Raw genomic sequence first — 20,879 nt, forward strand, 5'->3', positions numbered from 1 at the left:
TTGCCTCTCTCACGCCAAGAACGCGAGGTAGCCGTCCGGGGCCGCCCTGAAGGTCCGCCGGTCACCGACTCCGAGGCACCCCGTGGTTCAAACGAGTGAGTCACCGTGGCTGGTTGCCCGGGTGCAGAGAAACCCTTGCCTTTAAGGGATATTTCTGCATTTTCTCCCCTCGATCACTACCTGCGTGCCTAGCATCGAGAGCCGGGTTCGGGTCCGCCGAACGGGTCCGAGGGGGGACTTTGAGGTCTGCTGACGCCGGTCCGAAATCGATCGCTGTAACCATCGCCACACTGGCCGCGGCCAGGCCCGGCCGAACCGCCGTCGTCCACGCCGGCGAGACCCTGACCTACGGCGAGCTGATCGAGCGAGCAGACTCCGTCGCCGCCGCTCTGAGCGCGTCCGGTGCCGGTCCGGACAACGTTGTCGCACTGGAAGTGCCGCGCGGGACCGAGTTTGTGATCGGTGCTCTCGGCGTACTGCGAGCCGGCGCCGCCTACCTTCCCGTCGACCCGGCTCTTCCCGCCGCGCGACGCGACTACCTGCTGACAGACGCCAAGCCCACCGCCGTACTCCGGCCGGGGCCTGCTCAGCGCGGACACCAGCACCTGGATTCCCCGGGACTCCCGTCCCGACGATCTCGCCTACGTGATCTACACGTCCGGCTCGACCGGACGCCCCAAAGGCGTGCAGATCCCCCACTCCGGGCTCTCGAACCTGATCGCCTGGCAGCAGCGCGCCCTCGATCTGACCGAGACCGACCGGGTGTCGTTCGTCTCCGGCCTCGGCTTCGACGCGGCGATGATGGAGATCTGGACGACGCTGGCTTCCGGCGGAACCTTGGTCATCCCGACCGAGGAGCAGCGAGTCAGACCTACCGCCTTGCGCGACTTCCTCCTCGACTCGGGAATCACGGTCGCCTTCGCTCCCACCGTTCTGGCCGCGGAACTGATGACCTTGCAGTGGCCCGCCAATCCGCCCTTGAGAGCCCTGTTCACCGGCGGCGATCGGCTGACGGCACGACCGCCGGCCACCCTGCCCTTCACGATCTACAACGTCTACGGGCCCACCGAGACGACGGTGGCCGCAACCTACGGCCTGGTCGCCCCAGGCGACGACGTACCAACGATCGGCAAGGCCATCGACGGCGTCACCCTGCAGATCCGCGACCCTCACGGCGTACCGGCGACAACCGGCGAACTCTTCATCGGCGGTGCAGGTGTTGCCCGCGGCTACCTCGACCAACCCGAACTGACCGCGGATCGGTTCGTCACCGATCCGGAACACGGTCGTCTCTACCGAACCGGCGACCTGGTCTCACGCCGCGCGGACGGCGAACTCGCCTACCTGGGCCGGGCCGACGACCAGGTCCAGATCCGCGGCCAGCGGGTCGAGCCGGGCGAGGTCGAGATCGTGCTCGGTGAACATCCCGACATCGCTGCGGCAGCCGTAGTACCGCAGGAGAACGGCGAGGTGAGTCTCGCGGGCTTCTATGTGCCGACCCAGGCAGGAGTGGATCCGCGCGAATACCTTGCCGGACTGCTGCCTGCGCACATGATCCCGTCGACCCTGATCGCTCTGGCTGAGCTGCCACGTACGGCGAACGGCAAGGTCGATCGCGACGCGCTCAAGGCTTACCGGGACGAGAACGCAGTCGGCCGGGCGCCCGCTACAGAGGCTGAGCTGGAGATCGCCGCGATCTGGGAGCAGGTTCTCGGGCGCTCCGGGATCGGGACGGACCAGCCGTTCGACACGGTCGGCGGACACTCGCTCGCCGCCACCCGGGTGGTCACCAGGCTGTCCGAGCGATGGGGCCGCGACTTCTCCCTCGAGATCATGCTCGGCTCGGTCACGATCGCAGAACTCGCCGTCGAGCTATCCACTCCCCCTGCCGAGACAAAGGCAGCAGAATTCCAACGAGCGGGAGAGGTCGCCCCGCTGACGGCTGCCCAGCGCAGCTACTGGTTCCTCGACCAATACCTCGCCGATCCGTCGATCTACGACGTCCGGATGCGCTACACGATCGACGGCCCGCTCGACCCCGATCGCCTCGCGGCCGCCCTCGACCAGCTGGTCGAGCGACACGAGGCCCTGCGTACTGCGATCGAAGCCCTCGCTGACGGTCAGTACCAGCGCATCGCGCCCGCCTACCGCGTGCCCTTCGACGTACTGGAACCGCAAGGCGACGATGTCGACGAGCAACTCGCCGCACATCCCCAGCCTGGCAGCGATCTGGCCGCCGGCCGACTCATCCGCGCAGTGCTCGCACCGACCGGCGACGACAGTTGGCGGCTCCTGCTCACCATCCACCACAGCGCCGTCGACGCACGCTCACACGAGATTCTGCTGACAGAACTACCGATCCTGTACTCCGGGCGCCAACTCGCGCAGCCGGAGCTCGGCCCGCGTGAGGTCGCGGCCTGGGAGGCGAGGCAGCCGCACGCCCAAGGGCTCGCGTACTGGCGGGACCGACTGGCCGGTGCTCCGGCTCACCTCGACCTGGTCACCGATCACCAGCGCCCGCTGGTTCCTGATCACCATGGTGGCTCGGTTCAGGTCCCGCTTTCAGAGGAGCTGCTGGCCGGCCTCGACCGCTTGGCAGCAGCCGAGCGAGCCAGTCGCTTCGCCGTGATCTTCGCGGCCGTTGCGGCACTACTGCAACGGCAGACCAGGCAGGACGACATCGTCGTTGGCGCACCGATGGCCAACCGGACGGTTTCTGGGTTCGACAAGGTTGTGGGCTGCTTCGTCAACACGGTTCCACTGCGGATCGCGGTCGACGGTGAGGCGAGCTTCCGCGAGCTGCTCCGGCAGGCTCGCAGTACGGTGCTTGAAACCCACGCCCATCAGGGCGTTCCGCTTGAGCAGATCGTGGCCGACAGAAGCAGTGGTGCAGCTCCGTTCGACGTCCTGCTCGTGGTCGGTCAGCCCGATGGCGAGCCGATCCGCCTGGGTGACGCCACGATGACCCCGGTTGGCGAGTGGCATGGCGACAATGCCCGATTCGATCTCATTGTGCTGGTCGAGCCGGTCGATGGCCGGATGACGCTGACCGTTCAGTACCGCGGCGATCTGTTCGAGCGATCCACCGCTGAGCGGATCAACCGGCAGCTGCTCAATCTGCTGGCCACCGCCGTCTCCCAACCCGATCTGGCCGTCGCCGAACTGCCGTTGTGCACCGCGCAAGAGGTCGACCAGCTCATTGCTCTAGGCAATGGACCTGCTGCTTTCGAGGAACGTCGACCGGTTTACCAACTGGTTGGTGATCAGGTCCAGACCAGGCCGCATCAGCCCGCGGTGATCTGTGGGCAGGAGGTGTTGACCTATCAAGAGCTGCAGCAGAGGGTGAACCAGCTTGCTCGGCTGTTACGAAGCCATGGCGTTGTGGCCGGCAGCCCGGTCGCAGTACGGCTTCCGAGGTCGGCAGACGCGGTCGTGGCCCTGCTTGGCGTGGCGACGTCGGGCGGCTGCTACGTCCCGATCGAGCCTGATGTCCCGGCGCTACGGGCTGAAGAGATGCTGGCCGATGTCCGTGCCGAGGTCATCGTCGACGAAGACTTCCTGGCCAAGGCGGCTCAACAGTCAGACGAACCGCTGGACGATGTGGTCACTTCGGAAGATCTCGTCCATATCTTCTACACCTCCGGTTCGACCGGCAGGCCTAAGGGCGTTCTCGCCGAGCATGGCGGGCTGACCAACCTCGTGCTGGCGAAAATCCGCAACTTCGCCGTCGCGGAGGACAGTCGCGTACTCCAGTTCGTGCCGTTCGGCTTCGAGGTTTCGGTCTCGGACGTCTATATGACCTTGGCCGCCGGGGCGACGCTCGTCGTACGCACGGATGAGGTGGCCGGCACCGATCTGGTCGAACTCATCGATCGGGAGCGGATCACCAATCTCGTCCTGCCTGCCTCGGTCCTCGCGGCGTTTCCAGATGACGCGACATTGCCGACGGTCCGGGCGATCGCGGTCGGCGGCGAGGCGTGCTCGGCGGAGCTGGTCGAACGATGGGCGCCGGACCGGTACTTCGTGAACTCCTACGGCCCGACCGAGGCCACTGTCGCCGCGGTGATGAGCCATTGCGTTGCTGACGGCAACCGTCCCGCGATCGGCAAACCGATCCCCGGCGTACGGATCACCATCGTCGACCCACGCGGACGGCTGGTACCGATCGGCGTACCGGGTGAGCTGTTGATCGGTGGCGTGGGGGTCACCAGGGGCTATCTCGACCGGCCCGAGCTGACGGCGGAACGGTTCACAGCCGACCCGTACGGCGAGGGTAGGCACTATCACACAGGTGATCTCGCGTACTGGCGCGAGGACGGCACGATCATGCTGCTTGGCCGGATCGACGATCAGGTGCAGTTGCGAGGGATCCGGATCGAACTCGGTGAGGTCGAAGCCGCTCTCACGGCGCATCCCCAGGTCACCGAGGCCGTCGCCTTTGTGCACGACGATCCGGTTGCCGGGTCGAGTTTGAACGCCTACGTGGTCGGCCGGGCAGACGGTCTGCGGGACTGGCTGACCACGCGCGTCCCGGCCCATCTGGTTCCCGCGACGATCGGCGAACTCGCCGTCCTCCCGCGCTCGGCGAGCGGCAAGCTCGACCGACGGGCGTTGCCCGAGCCCACGACGCACCGATCACCTTCACGTCCGCCGAAGTCGGTGACCGAGGAGGTGCTGCTCGACCTTTGGCAGGAGGCGCTCGGAGTACCGGAGCTTGGGGTCGAGGACGACTTCTTCGCGGCCGGCGGGCAGTCCCTGCTTGCCGCTCAGGTGATGGCCGATGTCCGGGAGCAGTTCGAGATCACCATCGGTGTCCGGGCCCTCTTCGACGCTCCGACCGTGGCCAGGCTGGCCGTCGTGGTGGAGCAGTCGATCGTCGAACAGTTGCTGGGGGCATCTTCATGAGTGCCGATCTGACCACCGACGCGATCGCCGATGCGCTGGCGGCGAGGCTGGCGAAGGCGAAGGCCAGGAAGCCGAAGCGGGTCGGGATTCCGAAGGCGGCATCCGTCGTACTGTCGTCAGCTCAGCGCAGGCTGTGGTTCCTTCATCAGCTTGCGCCCGACAGCGCCGCCTACACGTTGCCGGTCGCCTGGCGACTGCGCGGAACGCTGGACAGCACGCGTTTGCGGAGTGCGTTGATTGCGGTCGTTGAGACGGCCGATGCGCTCCGCACCTTCTACCCGGCAGTGGACGGCATGCCTTCCGCGGAACTGGCTGAAGCTGCTGCGCTCGACTGGCGTGAGTACGACGATCTGCGAGGGTTTGAGGACAAGCTACGGCGGCCGTTCGAGCTTGGGCGTGCGGCGCCGTTCCGGGCTTCGCTGTTCCGGGTCGGGGCGGATGAGCATGTGTTGCTGCTCTGTGTGCACCACATTGCCGCCGATGGCTGGTCGATGGGGCTGATTGCCGATCGGCTCAGTACCGCGTACGGCGGTGGGGCTTTGGTTGCCGGCACGCAATACGCCGATGTTGCGTACTGGCAGGAGCAGCGGTCGGCCGATGCCGATCTGGCCTACTGGCGTGAGCAGCTTGCCTCCTCGCCTCGGCCGGTTCAGCTGCCGACTGATCGGCCGCGGCCGGCGCATCCGAGTGATGCCGGCGCCGAGCACTCGTTCCAGCTGGGCGAGGGTGCGACGGCTGGGCTTCGGGCTCTTGCCGCCGGGGAGCAGGTCAGCACGTTCATGTGCCTGGTCGGGGTCTTCCAGGTCTTGTGCGGTCGGCAGGCTGGTGTTGACGACGTGACCGTGGCCGCGCCGGTCAGCGGGCGAGACGCCGTACCGGAACTCCGTACGGTTGTTGGTTGTCTGATCGAGACCGTGTTGCTCCGGGCAAGAACCACGCCGGCGCAGACCGGGCGGGAGCTTCTTCGGGAGGTCCGGAACACAGTGCTCGAGGCGAGCGAACACGCTGCGGCGCCGTTCGAAGAGGTAGCCGCGCTGTTGCCGTATCCGGCGGAGGGTCGACCGCCGTACTCCGTGCTGTTCAGCGCGACCCACGTGCCCCGGGTGGAACTCGAGCTGTCAGGACTTCGGGTCGAGCCGGTCTCGATCAGCGCGCCGGCCACGAAGGTCGACCTCACGATGGAGGTCGCCGATCTCGGCGGCCGCACGATCTCGGCCACGATCACCTACAGCACCGAGCTCTTCGACCCGGAGACCATCGAGCGCTTCGCCGGGCAATATCTTCTGTTACTCCAAGGACTCGCCACCGACCCAGCTGCACCCGTCGCGCGATTGCCGCTCCTGACACCAGCCCAGCAGACCGAGCTACTCGCACCCCCAGCCGCGACCGTTGCTCCACCCACGATCCTCGACGGCTTCGCAAGCACCGTACGCCGAGCGCCGGACCGAGTCGCCGTGATGAGCGGCGCCGCGAGCCTCACGTACGCCGAACTGGACACCCTCAGCAACGCGCTCGCCGCACGTCTCCGCGCGGCAGGTGCCGGGCCAGAAGCGCTCGTCGGCCTCTCGGCGGCACGCACCAGCCGGTACGCCGTCGGCTTGCTCGGCATCCTGAAGTCCGGTGCCGCCTACGTCCCCATCGAGCCAACCCACCCACCAGCTCGCCAGGCAGCCCTCCTTACCACCGCAGGCGCAACCCTCGCTGTCGATCTCGACGCCCTCCCCGGCATCCAGACAATCGATGCCATAGGCAATCAGTCAACACCCACCACAGAGCTTGAGGCGGGCGCGGGAGCTGCGCCGGAGGCGGGCGCGGGGATCACGCCGGAGGCGCGGGTGACGACGGGGGCGGAGGCGGGCGCGGGGATTGCGCCGAGGGCGGCGGTGGGGTTTGCGCCGGAGGCGGCGGTGGGGTTTGCGCCGGGGAGGTTGGCCTATGTGATCTTCACGTCTGGGTCTACGGGGCGGCCGAAGGGGGTGGCTGTTGAGCTTGGAGGGCTGGCGGCGTATGTGGATGCGTTTGCGGAGAGGCTGCGGCCGGAGGACGGGGCCAGCTACGCCGTGTTGTCCACGCTGGCTGCTGATCTTGGGCATTCGATGGTGTTTACCGCGTTGTCGCGGGGCGGCACTTTGCAACTGATCGACGCGGAGCTTGCTGCTGATCCGGTCGCGTTGGGTGAGCACTTCAAGCGGAACCCTGCTGACTATCTCAAGATCGTGCCGTCGCATCTGGCGGCTTTGATCGGGTCTGGTGAGTGTCTGCCGCGCAAGGCGCTTGTCCTGGGTGGCGCGGCGTCGCCGTGGTCGCTGGTCGACACCGTTCGACGGCAGGCACCTGGGCTGCGGATCCTCAATCACTACGGCCCGACCGAGACCACGGTCGGGGTGCTGGCGCATGAGATCCCGTTCGAGGGCAGCAGGTCGGCGACGGTCCCGCTGGGTACGCCGCTGGCGCATGCCGCCGTCCACATCCTCGATCCGCACGGGCAGCCACAGCCCGTCGGCGTCTGGGGAGAGCTGGCTGTCCGCGGCCCGGCGGTCGCGCGTGGCTACCTCGGTGACGGCAATGCCCAGGTCGTCGCCCGCGGATACCTCGGGGACGGCACAGCCCAGGTCGTCGCCAGCGGATACCTCGGGGACGGCAGCGCCCAGGTCGTCGCCAGCGGCTACGTCGGTGACGGCACCGCGCAGGTCAGCGAGAGCAGCGGCGAACCGGTAGCGGGTGCTCGGGCGCTTCGATCGTCTCGCGACCCACGGCTCAATACCCCCGCCCTGCAGACCTCCTTTGATGGGTACTACGCGACTGGTGACCGGGCGAGGTGGCTGGCGGATGGGACCGTCGAGTTCGGCGGCCGACTGGACCGGCAGACCAAGATCCGCGGGCATCGTGTGGAGCCTGGTGAGATCGAAGCCGTCCTCAGCACTCACCCGGCGGTCGACGCGGCTGCGGTTCTGGTTGCTGATGGCAACTTGCACGCGTATGTCGGCAGTGACACTGAAGACGATCTGCGCAGCTGGTTGGCGGAACGGTTGCCGGATCACCTGGTTCCCACGACCATCACCGTGCTGCCCGAACTGCCACTGAATGCCAACGGCAAGGTCGATCACGCAGCTCTGAGTCCGTCAGGACCCTCCTCAGATCAAGCAGGTGGGCAGCGATCCGGGTCGCGGCAACTGCCGCTGACCGGGCAGACTCAGCACCGGATCGCCACCGTCTTCGCCGAGCTCCTGGACATCCCCCAGCCCTCAGCGGACGCGGACTTCTTCGAGCTCGGCGGGCACTCGCTCCTGGCGATCCGCGCCGCGGCAAGGCTGCGGCGGGATTGTGGCGTCGCGATCGTCGTCCGCGACCTCTTCGACCATCGCACGATCGTTGCCCTCGCCAACCACATCGACGGACTGCGCCGCAGCGACGGCCCGGAGCTGGTCCATCACGAACACCAGTCGACAGAGCTGTCCCACGGCCAGCAGCGGTACTGGTTCCTCGACCAGGTCGACCCCGGCAACCCGGTGAACAACCTGCCGAGCGCGTTCCGACTCACCGGCGCCCTCAACGTCGACGCCCTGCGAGCCGCGCTCGCCGCGGTGGTCGAGCGCCACGAGACCCTGCGTACGGCGTACCCGAGTATCGACGGCGAGCCACAGATCGTAGTACTGAACGCACCCGAGATCCCGCTGCATGTCAGCGATCTGCGAGGCGCGACAGAGGAAGTGATCCGCGAGCGGATCGACGACGAGTTCCAGCACGGGTTCGACCTGGCCGCCGGTCCCCCGCTGCGTGCAGCGCTGCTGAGGACCGGGGAGGTCGAGCATCTCCTCCTGCTGACCGTGCACCACATCGCCAGCGACGGCTGGTCCAACGCGGTCCTCCTTGGCGACCTGTCGACGGCGTACCGGGGCGAGCAGCTCAACGACGTGCCCGTGACGTACTCCGACTACACCCAGTGGGAGACGGAGAAGACCTACGAAGCCACCAAGGAGTTCTGGCGGACCGAGCTAGCCGACGCTCCCAGCTCACTCGATCTCCCCCTGGATCACCCACGGCCTGCCCTGCCCAGTCACCGCGGCGGCGCAGTCTGGCTCGACCTCGAAGCACAGCTGACCAACCAGCTCACAGAACTGAGCCGCGCCAACGACGTAACCCTCTTCATGACGCTCCTGGCGGCTTACCAGATCGTGCTCGCCCGGTATTCCGGTGTCGAGGACGTAGTGGTCGGTACGGCGGTCGCCGGTCGCGATCACCCGGATCTCGATCGCGTCGTCGGCATGTTCGTCAACAGCCTGCCGCTGCGCGGAAAGCCCCGGCGCGAGCTCCCGTTCCTCGACTACCTGCACCAGGTACGCCGTACGGTGCTCGACGGCTTCGAGCATTCGGCGATGCCGTTCGACCGGTTGCTCACCACGCTCGACGTACCGCGTGATCCGAGCCGTACGCCGGTCTTCACCAGCATGTTCGTGCTGCAGAACACTCCACCGGGCCGCCCTCGACCTGCCCGGCATCACGGTGGCTCCCGTCGATGCCGCGACCGGGGTCGCCCGGACCGACCTCTCGCTCTACCTCACAGAAGAGGACGGCGGTCTCCATGGCGCGCTGGAGTACAACGGCGACATCCTCGATCGGTCCACCGCGCAACGCCTGACCGGCTACCTCCGCACCCTGCTCACCGCCATCGTGGCTGCACCATCCACGAAGCTCGGTGAACTACCGCTGAGCGACGACGCTGAACGCCGACAGGTCCTGCAGGAGTGGAACGCCACGAGCAGTCCGCTACCGAGCGGGCTGACTCCTGACTGGATCCTCCGCCAAGCCGACCTGCGCCCAGAGAGCATCGCAGTACTGGATGATCGCGAGGAGCTCACGTACGCCGAACTGGCGAGCCGATCGGCATCGTTGGCCCACCGCCTGAAGGACTTGGGAGCCGGCAAGGGCACCATCGTCGCGCTCGCCCTCGACCGTTCTGTCCGGATGCCGGTCGCGATGCTCGCCGTACTCCGCTTAGGCGCGACCTATCTCCCAGTCGACCCGGAGTATCCGGCCGACCGGCTGGCCTACATGGTCGAAGACTCCGGTGCCGCCGTGCTGGTGACGGACGGCTTCGCCGAGACCTTCGGCCTACCCTCCATCGATCTGCGCGAACCCCTGCCGCCCGCCGAAGCGCCCGAGGCGACGCCGACCGGAAGCGATCCGGCGTACATCATCTACACCTCCGGATCGACCGGACGGCCCAAGGGCGTCGTGATCCCGCACAGCGCGCTCGCCAACCTACTGGCGTCCTTCGCGGCAGAACCCGGGCTCTCCGATCAGGACACCGTCCTCTCGGTGGCCAGCATGTCCTTCGACATGTCGGTCAAGGAACTGCTGCTTCCGTTGACCGTAGGCGCCACCCTCGTCATCGGTGCCCGGCGCCTCGCGGCCGACGGTGAGGCACTCGCCAGACGGATCAGCTACACCGGAACCACCTATCTGCAAGCGACTCCGCTGAGCTGGCAACTGCTGCTCGAAACCGGCTGGACCGGCGACCTGGACCTGATCGCAGTCTGCGGCGGAGAAGCGTTGCCACCCGAACTGGCTGTCCGGCTCCACACCATCGTCGGCGAACTCTGGAACTACTACGGGCCAACGGAAACCACGGTCTGGTCGACACGTGAGCGCATCACCTCAGCCGATGTGACCGTCGGCCGGCCGATCTCCAACACCTCCATCTACGTGTTGGACGACAAGCTGCAGCCGATGCCGATCGGAGCGATCGGCGAACTGTGCATCGGAGGCGCCGGGGTCGCGCTCGGCTATCACGGCCGGCCCGCACTGACCGCCGAACGGTTCGTGACGAGCGACTTCGGCCGGATCTATCGCACCGGTGACCTGGCCCGCTGGCGACCCGACGGGCGGATCGAGGTCCGCGGCCGGGCCGACGGCCAGATCAAGCTCCGCGGCTACCGGATCGAGGTCGGCGAGATCGAGACCGTCCTGCTCGGGCACCCCGAGGTCACCTCGGCAGCGGTCAACATATTGCAGGACCGCTTGATCGCGTACGTCGTGGGGCTCGCGGACGGGACCGCCGACGCGGAGGTGCGCGAATACCTGCGGGGCACGCTGCCCGATTACATGCTGCCGGCAACCTTCGTCCGGCTGGACGAGCTTCCGACCACCCCGAACGGCAAGATCGACCGGCTCTCGCTGCCGGCACCGACAAAGCCGACCGGAACACCGCAGCAAGACGCGACTCCAGAGCAAGCAGCGATCCTGAAGGTCTTCAGCGACGTGCTCGGCAGCGAGGTCGGGATCGACGACGGCTTCTTCGACCTCGGCGGCGACTCACTGCGCGCAGTACGGACCGTACGGGCGATCGATCCAGGACTGTCTGTACTCGACCTCTTCCGCTATCCCACTGCGCGATCGCTGGCCGAGTACCTGCAGACCAAGACTCCGGCTGACTCCGACGTCCTTCAGAAGATGACCAAGCGAAGCGCTGCCGATGCCGAGCTCACGGTGATCGGTGCACCGTTCGGCGGCGGCGGCGCGATCGTGTACGCCGACCTGGCGCAACGGATGCCGGACAACTGGGCCCTCTACGCGATCCAGCCGCCCGGCACCGACTACTCCCGCCCTGACGAGGCGCTGATCTCCCTACCGGAGTTGGCGGATCGCTGTGCCGAACGGATCCTGGCCGAGGTCCCCGGACCGGTAATGCTCTACGGCCATTGCGTTGGCAGCGCCTTGGCCGTCGCTGTTGCGCAGCGACTCGAGCGGGCCGGCAAGATCCCCGAGTCAGTAGTCCTCGGCGCTTCTTTCCCCAACACCCGGCTTCCCGGCGTACTCGGATCGATGGCGCGGCTGGCACCTGGTCGACGACAGTCCGACCGGATGCTCACCGACACACTCCGAGTCCTCGGCGGTCTGGGCGAAGAACCACCCGAGGCCGAGCGGGCCTTTGTGGCCAAGGCGATTCGACACCAGGCCGATCAGGGCGAGTTGTTCTTCACCGCCTCCTTCACCGACGACGCTCCCAGATTGTCGAGCCCGTTGCGGGTCGTGGTCGGCGACCTCGACGAGGCCACCCGGTTCTCGTCCGAACGCGTCCACGACTGGGACCGCTTCGGCGAGGTCGTCGAGCTGGTCGGGCTGCCTGGTGCCGGACACTTCTTCCACCGCGATCCCCGAGTCGCTGGGCTCCTGACGAGACCACCCGAAACCGACGTACCGAAGCCACCCAAGCGACAAGCGAACCTGCCGGGCTTCTTGACCGTCACTGCCGGCCAGTTCGTGTCGCTGATCGGCGCCGGACTGTCGACCTTCGCACTGGGTGTCTGGGCCTATCAACAGACTGGTCGGGCAACGGCCTTGGCGACGATCGCCGCCTTCGCGATCGTTCCGGTGATTCTCACCTCGCCACTGGCCGGAGCCGTCGCGGACCGCTGGAATCGCCGCCGCGTGATGATGGCCTGCGACCTGGTCGCGCTGTCCGCCGCGGCGATGCTGATCATCTTGCTGGCCGTCGATTCGTTGGCGCTCTGGCATCTGTACGTGTTCGTGACGGTGGTCGCGGTCACCTCCTCGTTCCGGCAACCGGCGTACCTGGCCGCGGTCGCGCAATTGGTGCCGAAGCGCTATCTAGGACAAGCGAACGGTCTGGTCGGATTGGGGACCGCAGCCGCACTCCTGTTCTCCCAGTTGCTGGGCGGCGTTCTCCTGCTGGCGCTCAGCCTCAACGGCGTGGTGTGGATCGACCTCGCCACCTCCGTCGTGGCCTTGGCAACCCTGGCCGCGGTCAAGGTTCCCGATCTCGGCTTCCATGTTCGCGACGAGCCGTTGCTGACCGAGATCGCCGGCGGCTGGCGCTACCTGAACGAACGCCGCGGCCTGCTCGCCCTCGCAGCCTTCTTCGCGATCGCCAACGGACTCGGCGGGGTCGTGGTCGTCGTCACCACACCGATGGTTCTTGCCTTCGGCAGTACTGCGACGCTCGGGCTGGTGCTGGCTGCCCAAGGAGCCGGCCTACTGCTCGGCGGCGTGCTGATGGCGATCTGGGGCGGCACCCGGCAACGGATCACCGGGATGATCGCCGGCGTCGGATTGATCGGTCTGAGTTCCGTGGTGATCGGGCTGCGTCCTTCGGCCTTCTTCCCCATCGCCGGCATGTTCGGCGTCGGCTTCTGCGCCGCGCTGATCAACGCGCACTGGCTCGCGCTGGTCCAGGTGAAGGTGCCGCACGAACTGCTCGGCCGCGTGCTCGCGACGATCCTGATGCTCGCCCGGGTGGTCATGCCACTCGGCTATCTGGCCGCAGGTCCCTTGGTGGACAAGGTATTCGAGCCGCCGATGCGTGCTGGTGGCGGCCTGACCCGGACCCTCGGACCGGTCTTCGGCACCGGGACCGGACGTGGCATGGCCGTGGTGGTCGCGATCACCGGCGTACTGCTGCTGGTGTGGTCGCTCCTCGGCCTCGCCTCCCGCTCCCTTCGCACTGTCGAACAACAACTACCCGATGCAGTGGAGGACTGACGATGTTGACCTACGCCGGCACTGACTCGTTGGGGCTGCACCTGTACTCCGGCAGCGATCTGCCGCCGGAGGGCAGCCGGCACCGGGCTACGGTCGACACCATTCTGCAGTGGGCCAGCGGCTACCTGTCCAACCCGCACGAGGAGCTCGGCCGGAACGGACCGGTCTGCCCGTTCGTCTCGGCCTCGTTGCGCAAGGCTCTCTTCAGGGTTGCGGTCCACCCGGGGACGCCGGATCCGGACGAGGTCGCCGAGATGGTCCTGCGCTACAAGGCGTGGTTCGGCAGCCTCGAACCGACCGAAGGTGCAGGAGCGCAGTTCAAGACGGTACTGATCGCCTTCCCCGATCTCGACGACGAGGCCGTCGGCGCGGTGATCGACGGAGTACAGCTGCGGCTCAAGCCGTCCTTCGTCGCCGATGGGCTGATGCTCGGCCAGTTCCACCAGTTGCCACCCGAGGCGGGCGGCCTGTGGAACCCGGACTTCCGCCCGTTGCACGCACCGGTGGCATTGCTCGCGATCCGGCACATGGTCCGCAGCGACCTGCCCTTCCTGGTCGACGAGCCGGCCTTCGTCACGCAGTACGAGAAGCTCTTCGGTACTGCGTGACGCGGCGAGCCCCCGCAACCTCGGGACAAGGTTGCGGGGGCTCGAACTTCAGCGCGGTTACTGGCCGCTGAAGGTGAAGCTGGAGCCGGGCTCCTTGACGATGTCGCCGTCCCTGGAGTTCGTCACCGTGACATTGCTCAGGACCGCGTTACCGCGGGCGCCGCCCATCGCGAGGATGCCGGAGCCGTTGTTGGACTTGTCGATCCTGACTCCTGTGATCGTCACGTTCGGCATCTCACCGCCGCCGGTCTTGAACTGGATGCCGTCGTACGTCGAGTCGTAGATGTCCGTGTCCCGGATGGTGACGCCCGGGATCGGCAGGTTCGACGGGAACAGCGTGATGGCACCGAACTCCTGGTCCTCGTTCCAGAAGGCGCCGCCGGTCCGGTAGAGGCCGTTGTTCGCGATCAGCGTCGTCCCGGAGAACGGCAGCGGGTCGTGATCGGTCGCCAGCATGATGCCGGGGTAGTTCATCGTGTCGTAGATGAGGTTGTTCTCGATCTTGTTGCCGTAGCCGCCGTAGATCGCGATGCCGTTCGCCCGCCACGGCAGCTGGACGGTGTTGTTGGTGAACGAGTTGTCGTGCCCGATGTCGACGGACTGGTCCTTCACGTACTTGTTCGCCCAGACCGCCAGCGAGTCGTCACCCGTCGTACGGAACGACGAGTTGAAGACCTTGGAGTTCCTGGTGCCGTTGGAGAAGTTGATGCCGTCGGCATAGGTGTCCCGGATCCGCATCCCGCTGAACTCGAGCCCGTCGGCCGGACCCCACAGCTCCGGGATGTTGTCGTAGTCCCGGCCGACCCAGACCGCGACGTTGGCATGCTCGATCCAGACGTTGGTGATCTTGGTGCCGGTACCGAACCGGCCGTTCAGGCCGACGCCACCCTCGGCGTTGCCGTCACCGCCACGGATCCGGCCCGAGCCGAAGATCGCAAGGTCCGAGATCTGCACGAACTTGTCGATGTCGAAGCCGAAGTTGCCCTCGTGCGGGTGGTTGATACCGCCGGCGTTCTGCGGCTCGATGGTGGAGTAGAGCTGCGAGTACCACATGCCCGCGCCCTTGATCATGGTGTTGCTGATGCCCACCTGGTTGTACTGACCCCGGTTCAGCGGGTCGTCGGTGAGGATCTTCTTCTCCTGCCGCCACTGGCCTTGTGGGATCCAGACGCAGGAGATCACGCCGTTCTGGTCGTCGGTGACGGCGCGCTGGATGGCGTCCGCGTCGTCGATCCCGTCGTTCGGCACAGCGCCGTACTGCGTGATGCTGGTGCAGCCGGCGGGTTGGCTCAGGGCCGGCGCAACCTGCTCGAGGTCGACCGTGTCGATGATGTAGAACGACGCGGTGTCACCCGAGTCGCGCTGCAACTTGAACTTGGTGCCAGGCGGGTACGACGAACTCAGCAGCGCGTGGGACTCGTCGAAGAGCCGTCGCGCGTCGCCGCCGGGGGTGTTCGTCAGCGCCTCGGGTCCGTCGCTGCTGCCGTACAGCCAGCTGTAGTGGGAGGACAGGGTCAGCTTCTGCGCGAAGGTGCCGTTGACGTAGAGGCTGATGGTGGCGTCGATGCCCTGACCGTTGGCCGAGTCGGGGATCGAGTTGCGGACCACGATCGAGTTCGTCTGGTTGGTGGAGGTGAACTCGACGAACTGACCGGTGGAGTTCAGCCGGACCGACTGGCGGCCGGAGGACTCCGTCGCGAAGTTGGTGTGGCCGAAGGTCCGCAGCGCGTCCGCAGTCAGCAGCGTGCCCGTGTAGTTGGCGGCCTCTGCCTCGTACGATGTGTAGGGAACCGCCGCACCACGACCGACGACGATCGCCCGCGAGAGCGAGTTGTTGGTTTCGTTGGTCTCGGCAACGACATTGGTGGCGTCAGCCGCCGCCGTCAAGGTTGCTCCGCCGCTCGTCGCGGTCCAGGTGCCGGTGACGGCCACGTTGACCGTAGTACCGGCTGCTATGGAAGCGGTGTTGGTGTTGAGGACCGTACTGCCGATGGTCAGCCGGGTGACGCTGGTTGCTCCGGTCGCGGCGGTACCGCGGTTGTTCACCGAGACGGTGAAGGAGACCTGGGCACCGACTGCCGGGTTCGGCGGGTTGGAGGTGATGCCGAGCACCTGCAGGTCGGGTCCGGGCGCCTGCGCAATCACCAGTTGCGTAGCCGCCTGGAAGGTGTTGTTGGAGTCGTTCTGCTCGACGATCGTGTTGGTCGGGTCGACCACGGCTGCGACGGTGTAGCTGCCTTGGGCCCGGGTTCCGGCGTTGGCCGTGACTGTGGTCGATGCGCCTGCGTTCAATGCTCCGACCGAAGCGGTTCCGACGACCGTGCCGCCGAGGAGGAAGTTGACGCTGGTCGCTCCGGCCCGCTGCCGAGCCGATGTTCTGGACCGTGGCCGACAAGGTGATCGGGCTGGCCTCGTTCGGCGATGCTGGGGTCCAGGTGGTCGAGGTGACCACCAGGTCCGGGTTCGGCGCCGGCGTACCGATGACCTGGAAGTCGGCGACCTGGCCGCCTGGTGCACCGGTGTTGCTGAAGATCTGCAGCCGGACGTCGGCGGCGCGGCCGGTGACCGGGATGGTGATCGAGTTCTGGTTCGACGACGGGTTGAAATGGTAGTCCGTCCGGGCCGAGATCGAGGTGAACGCGGTCGCGGACTGCTCGCGGCCGAACACCTGGATGCTCTGCGTCCGGGCCCCCCACGCCTGGTCGGGGTTCAGCTTCACGACGACCGAGTCGAGGTCGGCGTTCGAGCCGAGCTTCACCGTCAGGGTGGCCGGGTAGCCGTTCGACTCCCAGTAGGTGCCGATGGAGTTGTCGTTGGCGTTGGCCGCGACGAAGCTGAAGACCGACGAGGAGGCCTCGATCGGCTTCCCTGCCGCGAGGTTAGCGCCGCCCGACTGGCCGCTGCGACGTACGCGGTTGCTGTCGGCGGACTCGTTGCCGACGGCATCACGTGCGCGGACGTAGTACTCGACTGTCGTCGAGGTGGGCTGCGCCTCGGTGAAGGTGAGCACATTGCCGGCGACGGTGGTGACGGCCGTGTTGTTGCGGTAGACCGTGTAGCCGGTGACGGCGACGTTGTCGGTCGACGCGGACCAGTTGAGCCGGATCTGGCCTGAGCTGGGCTCGGTCAGCACGAGGTTGCCGGGGACGGTCGGCGCCTGGGTGTCGCCGCCGGTGTCCGGGCCGTAGAGCTCGAACTCCGAGAGCTGGCCGGCGGGCCAGCCGGTGTTCGCGGTGATGTTCAGCCGGACATAGCGGGTGGACGTCGCCGGGAAGTTGATGGTGACCGTGTTGTTGCTCGTCGGCGCGAAGTTGTAGCCGGCGCTGGCGACGATCGTAGTGAACGTCGATCCGTTCGTACTGCCTTGTACTGCGAGGGTCTGGGTACGCGCACCCCAGCTCGCAGGGAGTTTCAGGACCACCTGGTTCACGCCGACCGTCGAACCGAGGTCGGCCTGAAGCCACTGGGGGAACGCGTTGTTGTTGCTCTCCCAGTACGAGTTCTGGTTGCCGTCGCCGGTGTTGCTCGCCGGGTACTCACCGAGCGCACTGCTGGCGGAGAGGGTCTTGGTCAGGGTGGCGGTGATCGCCGTAGGTGCTGCTGAGGCTGTTCTCGGCAGGAAACCGGCGGTGAGTAGCACCGCCGAGAGCAAGCCGATCATCAGCCGCCACGCAGGCTGCTTCCGTTGCATGGGATAGTCCTCCGTCGTTCGGGCGGGGGCGGGAGTGACTGCGCCGAACTCACAAGAGGTGTTATGCAAAATTGCGTTGATCTGCCAACTTCTTGCGGGACGGTAGTCAAAGGTTGCAGTGCCGTCATCTGTTCGTCAACACCTCGTCACACTTGACCGCCCAACGACAGCCGCCGCCCAGACCCCTCATCCGCCCACAACGACCCCTCCACGACATACGCCCTCAACAGCCCCGTCAGCCCCGGATCCCCCCGCCCCCTCAACTCCTCAGTAGCCAGATGCCGCCCCACCCCAGCCAGGAGATCCGCAACCTGCACCCGCGCATCCCCCCGAGAATCAACCAACCCAAACCCCCGCAACGGCCGCGCCGGCGCCACCCTCACCTCTAGAACGGGCTCCCTCAACAACCCTCTGGCCGACGCGGCCTCGCCACCTGCCACCTCTTCGGCCGCATCAACGCCGGCCTCCACCACCGCTGCACTCACCCCCGCCTTCACGCGTGCCTCAGCAAGGAGGATGCGGATCTGATTGACACGATGGGGAGTCAGCGCGCTCTGCTCGTCGTGGATGATGTCGACCACCCGCCCGCCCGCACTCCAGTGCAGCGTGGTGTCAACCAGCGCAGTAAGCAGCGGCTCCAACGGCGGCGGCACACTAGACCGCTCATCGAGCAACGTCGTGAAGACCTCCTCCGCCCGCGCCCGGGTCCCACACAGCAGCTCGATCACCTCATGCCCACCCCGCGCCCGACGAAGCGCCTCGTAGTACCTATCCACAGCAGGCCGATTGACCACCCGATGCCGCTTGGTCCGCATCATCGCGGCGAAACTGGTCAGCACGGCGTACCAGTTGGCAGTACCGAAGACCTCCGGCCCCTCACGATGCAACCTCAACGCCACACCGCGAAGGTCGACCGCGAGACTCGTCCCAGCCGCATACGTCGGCTCACCCAACAGGAAATCGACCATCCGATTCACCACAAAGAACCGCTTGTCGGTCAGATGAACCGAAGCCCGCCCTTCCAACGACTCCAACAAACACTCGACAGCAGACCTCCGCCGAAGCATCTGCGTCGACTTGTACTCCGAGTTCGGGTGCCGCGAATTCGCCCGCACCCGAGCCACCAACTCAACCGCCTCCGCGACCCCGAGATCGACAGCGGCATGAGTGATGACCGGCGTACTCGGATCAAGAAGATTGCTACCAGAGAACCCGGACTCGTCACAGGCAATCTCGACATACCGCATAGGTCCGTCTACTCCTACACCAAAGGCTGCACGCTGAATCACCCCGGCGCCGAACACCAGGGCCAAGCACCCGACCTCACCGGCCCGGGCGCGCGATCACACGAAGTACTCGCGGATCAGTAAGCGGCAGCAGCCTTCTCAGCAGACATGCCCCCATCATCACAACCACCCCACCTCCCCGCCACCACTTTCCGTCCCCACCGCCACCGCCACCACCTTCCGTCCCCACCGCCACCGCCACCACCTTCCGTCCCCACCGCCACCGCCACCACCTTCCGTCCCCACCGCCGCCGTCACCACTTTCCGTCCCCGCCGCCACCAGCTCGCCCATCCACGCGACACCGCGCCACACGCGAGCTCGGCCGCAGCTGCTCAACCCGTTGAGCCAAGTCCTACCGGGCCCCATCGCTCTACCAGTGAGGCATCCCCTCCCACTCAGCCCTTCCGCGAGCGACCATCACCCCGCCGCGCAGCTCCCTTGTCCCGACCGACAGGCAATGGGCAACTACCCGCCCGAGTTCCGCGCTCAGCCCCTGCCGCATCAGGCCTGCATTTCGAGCCATCACCTGTCGGTCGGGACACCGATAGCCATGGCTATCGGTAAGGGGAACTGCTTGTCGGCATATCCAAATTTGTTCCACCCAAGCGGGGATCAGCCTGATTCCGACACCCAGCCAGGCAGTGGTCGAGCTGCGCGAGGCGGGCAGGACCTACTCGATGATGGTCGCGCTCAGACTTGTCGTCGGCGGGTGGTTCGCATGGCATCCGGGATGCACTGCCTAGCTGGCGGTACGACGCGCTCGCCCCCCGTCATCGGTGGCGATGAGTTTTTCCGGCCTCGCTCGTCTCGATGTCCGACAGAGACGAACTCAGGAGGTCAGTGATCATGGCGAAGGTGCTCTACTCGGCCGGTATCTCCCTGGACGGTTTCATGACCGGCCCCGGCGGCGACATGTCGTGGCTGACGCCGTACCTGGGACCGAACCCCCAGGTCGAGGCGCTCATCCCACAGATCGGTTCGCTGCTGGTGGGCCGGCGAACGTTCGACGGCGACGACCCGCACAAGGGCGGCGAAGGCGAAGGCAAGGCATTCGGCGGCGGTTGGGAGGGCCCGCAGTACGTCGTCACTCATAACCCACCCGACACCACGATCACGGACGTCACCTTCGTCGACGACTTCGGCAGCGCACTCGCCCAGGCGAAGGAGGCCGCGGGCGACAAATACGTCAACGTCCTCGGCGCCGGTATGGGCAGGCAATGCCTGGCAGCCGGCCAACTGGACGAGATCTTCGTCGGCATCGCCCCCGTCCTGCTCGGCGACGGCGTCCGCTTCTTCGACCTGGGCGGCGGCAACGTCAAGCTCGAGCGAATCAGCCAGGCCGAACTCCCGCTCGGAACCAACCTCTGGTTCAAAATCCTTTAGCTGGGCCGGCCGGGGCCGGGGGCTGCACGCTCGCGGAGGTGAGCCGGCGAGCGGGCGTCAGCGTCGCCGCGCCGTACAAGCACTTCGCGGACCGGGACGCGCTGCTGGCCGCGCTGGTCCAGAAGGGGTATGCGGAGCAAGGCGAGCGCTTTCGGGCGGCGATGCGGCGCAAGCCGGATCCGGCGGACCAGCTCGCGGCGTTCGCGCAGGCCTACGTGCAGTTCGCGGCGGATCGCCGGCCGGTGTTCGAGCTGACCTTCACGGCCGGCCTGGACAAAGCGCGGTACCCGGAGTTGATCGAGGCCGGCGCCGGGCTCTTCGAGGTGATCTTCGAGCCGGCCCGGCAGCTCCGCCCGACCGACCAGGAAGCACGGAAGTTGGCGCTAGCGGTGACCGCGACCGCGACCGTTTCGCCGTCTTCATGCTCGAAGGGGTTCTGCTCGGCAGTCCACAGCAGGCCGTAGTACAAGCCAGGAAGCAGGCGGCAGCGAGCGCCCGCGCGC

8 protein-coding genes and 3 pseudogenes are annotated in these 20,879 nt (G+C 66.8%); 7 read left to right on the forward strand and 4 right to left on the reverse strand.

The annotated features are described in order from the left end of the window. Window positions 1–95 precede the first annotated feature (95 nt). The 5 genes and pseudogenes from F1D05_RS42545 to F1D05_RS13610 form a co-directional block, all read left to right on the forward strand. Window positions 96–1,854: pseudogene (locus F1D05_RS42545) on the forward strand (non-ribosomal peptide synthetase); the annotation flags it as partial. Beyond that, on the forward strand, window positions 1,834–4,905 hold the full coding sequence (locus F1D05_RS13585) for a non-ribosomal peptide synthetase (RefSeq protein WP_343066632.1): 3,072 nt from the start codon (window positions 1,834–1,836) through the stop codon (window positions 4,903–4,905). The pseudogene F1D05_RS42545 and the gene F1D05_RS13585, both read left to right, overlap by 21 nt. Continuing rightward, window positions 4,902–9,605, forward strand: a complete 4,704-nt coding sequence (locus tag F1D05_RS40170; RefSeq protein WP_246486666.1) for a condensation domain-containing protein — start codon at window positions 4,902–4,904, stop codon at window positions 9,603–9,605. The genes F1D05_RS13585 and F1D05_RS40170 overlap by 4 nt, the downstream gene beginning before the upstream one ends. Next, window positions 9,577–13,407 (forward strand): non-ribosomal peptide synthetase/MFS transporter, encoded by a 3,831-nt coding sequence (locus F1D05_RS13605; protein ID WP_246486858.1) that lies wholly within the window; start codon window positions 9,577–9,579, stop codon window positions 13,405–13,407. Before F1D05_RS40170 ends, F1D05_RS13605 begins: the two co-directional genes overlap by 29 nt. Window positions 13,408–13,409: 2 nt before the next feature. Beyond that, on the forward strand, window positions 13,410–14,015 hold the full coding sequence (locus tag F1D05_RS13610) for a DUF6875 domain-containing protein (protein WP_185448040.1): 606 nt from the start codon (window positions 13,410–13,412) through the stop codon (window positions 14,013–14,015). 57 nt (window positions 14,016–14,072) lie between these two features. Here the strand turns inward: F1D05_RS13610 and F1D05_RS40175 are convergent, their stop codons facing one another. The 4 genes and pseudogenes from F1D05_RS40175 to F1D05_RS13620 all read right to left on the reverse strand — a co-directional run bounded on the left by F1D05_RS40175 (window position 14,073) and on the right by F1D05_RS13620 (window position 18,953). After that, the gene (locus tag F1D05_RS40175) at window positions 14,073–16,232 is read right to left on the reverse strand and encodes a CARDB domain-containing protein (protein WP_246486994.1); all 2,160 of its coding nucleotides are present in this window, start codon (window positions 16,230–16,232) and stop codon (window positions 14,073–14,075) included. Between the two features lie 3 nt (window positions 16,233–16,235). Beyond that, window positions 16,236–16,532, reverse strand: a pseudogene (locus tag F1D05_RS40180) (CARDB domain-containing protein); the annotation flags it as partial. A gap of 49 nt (window positions 16,533–16,581) precedes the next feature. Beyond that, window positions 16,582–17,706, reverse strand: a pseudogene (locus F1D05_RS40185) (discoidin domain-containing protein); the annotation flags it as partial. A gap of 146 nt (window positions 17,707–17,852) precedes the next feature. Next, entirely contained in the window at window positions 17,853–18,953 is a 1,101-nt protein-coding gene (locus F1D05_RS13620; protein WP_185448041.1) for a hypothetical protein, read from the reverse strand. A gap of 886 nt (window positions 18,954–19,839) precedes the next feature. Here F1D05_RS13620 and F1D05_RS13625 point away from each other — a divergent pair. Together F1D05_RS13625 and F1D05_RS13630 are read left to right on the forward strand one after the other, a co-directional pair. Next, complete coding sequence (locus F1D05_RS13625; protein ID WP_185448042.1) at window positions 19,840–20,376, forward strand: dihydrofolate reductase family protein; 537 nt, start codon at window positions 19,840–19,842, stop codon at window positions 20,374–20,376. After that, on the forward strand, window positions 20,358–20,840 hold the full coding sequence (locus F1D05_RS13630; RefSeq protein ID WP_185449153.1) for a TetR/AcrR family transcriptional regulator: 483 nt from the start codon (window positions 20,358–20,360) through the stop codon (window positions 20,838–20,840). The genes F1D05_RS13625 and F1D05_RS13630 overlap by 19 nt, the downstream gene beginning before the upstream one ends. The last annotated feature ends 39 nt before the right edge of the window (window positions 20,841–20,879 follow it).

This window comes from Kribbella qitaiheensis (assembly GCF_014217565.1).
Taxonomy (GTDB): Bacteria; Actinomycetota; Actinomycetes; order Propionibacteriales; family Kribbellaceae; genus Kribbella; species Kribbella qitaiheensis_A.